At 64.3% G+C, this 1,896-nt stretch carries 1 protein-coding gene; it reads left to right on the forward strand.

From position 1 onward, the window contains the following. Positions 1-1,389 (forward strand): InlB B-repeat-containing protein (locus Uis1B_RS11715; protein WP_165782887.1); only part of this gene is annotated, 1,389 nt, incomplete at its 5' end. Positions 1,390-1,896: the final 507 nt, after the last annotated feature.

A 1,896-nucleotide genomic window follows, 5' to 3' on the forward strand; every position in this document is an offset into this window, starting at 1 on the left:
GGTCATTACACCACCTATGTCAACGGCAACTGGAGCCAAATCCACCAGCGATATAACGAGTACGTGTACGCAACCATTGCTATTAGTAATACTGTATATGCCCAGAATTACTATTCAAAGACCAGCGGCTCGGTCAATGATCCCTACATGCCGGGTTGGGGCTTCCCGAACGATATCCTTCCCGAAGATGGAGAGTATATTTCCAATCAGAACATGACCCTTCCTGAGAACCTGTTGGAGAAGTTCGACCAGTACATGGCCCTGCTGGATGCGAGCACCACGTATACGGTGTCGTTCGACCCGGCCGGCGGCACCACGGTGCCCACACAAACGGTAAAAAAGAACGCCAAGGCGTCTCAGCCCGCCGATCCTACCCGCTCCGGCTACTCGTTCGCGGGCTGGTTCAACGGCAACACCAGGTACGACTTCAACACCCCCGTGACTGGGAACCTGAAGCTTGTCGCGCATTGGACGGCAAACACGGTGTACCGTACCGTATCGTTCGACAGTGCGGGCGGCACGGCAGTAACCTCGCAGAAGGTCGTTGACGGTTCGAGGGCCGTTCAGCCGAAGGCGCCGACCCGCAGCGGCTACTCGTTCACGGGCTGGTACAACGGCAATGCGAAGTGGGATTTCAACACCCCGGTCACCTCGGATCTGAAGCTCACGGCCCGGTGGACCGCCATTCCGCCGCAGACCGTGTACCGCACCGTCAGCTTCGATTCCGCTGGCGGCAGCGCGGTGGCATCGCAGAGGGTCGCGAATGGTTCGAGGGCCGTTCAGCCGAAAGCGCCGACCCGCAGCGGCTATACGTTCACGGGCTGGTATCAGGGTTCCGCGAAGTACGACTTCTCCAGACCCGTCACCGGCGACCTCAAGCTCACCGCCCGGTGGTCGAGGAACCAGCAGCCCTCCAAGCCCTCGAAGCCGACCGTGAGGCGGGTGCCGGTCTATCGCGTGTACAACCGCAACTCGGGTCTGCACCACTACACCACCAGCAAGGCGGAGAACGACATGCTCGTGCGTCTGGGCTGGAGGGACGAGAACCGGGGAGGCTCCAGCTTCGTCACCGTGGGCAGGGACACGCCGGGCGCCCGTCCCGTGTACCGCGAGTACAACCGCCGTTCCGGCAACCACAACTGGACGCTCAACAAGGCCGAGCACGACATGCTCGTGCGCCTCGGCTGGAGGGACGAGGGCATCGCCTGGTACACCTCGCCCACGGGCGCGAACGTGTACCGGCTGTACAACCCCACGCGCTACCACAAGCCGAAGCACGGTCGTGGCAATGGTGGCGGCGAGCATGTGTACACCACCAGCTACGGCGAGTACCTGAGCGTCATCAGGGCCGGGTGGCGTGGCGAGGGCGTCGCCTGGAAGACCATGTGACCCTCCCCCGCGCGGCGTGATCCCCATGGGCCCTCCCGTCCGTCCTCCGGTCGGGAGGGCCTTCCCATGCCCGTTCCGTCCCGTCTGGCGCGTGTTTCCGGGTTTCGGCGTGTCGCCTGTGATTCCGCCGTTTCCGGGCGTGTACGGGTGGGCGGACAACATTCCCGGAAAACGTGTGACGATGAGCCGCGTATGGGCGGCGAACGGCGTCGCCCTCCCAACCCAAGGGAAAGGAACGGGAGCATGGGACGGATACGAGGTCTCGTCGCCCTGGCCGTGGCCGGGGCGACGCTCGTGTCGGGATGCGTGACCGCCAACGCGGCGGACACGTCACCGGCCGACGCGGGCGTGACGATCCAGCAGGACACGACAGGCAGCCAAACCAACGGCGACGGTGACGACGGCACGGTGACGGTCACGCCGCCCNCCGNCNNCGACNCCGGAAGCACCGGCGGCGGNNCGGACGACGCCGCGGGCGATACGGCGGACAAGGATGGGAAGGACACC

Source organism: Bifidobacterium margollesii (assembly GCF_002860355.1).
Classification (GTDB): Bacteria; Actinomycetota; Actinomycetes; order Actinomycetales; family Bifidobacteriaceae; genus Galliscardovia; species Galliscardovia margollesii.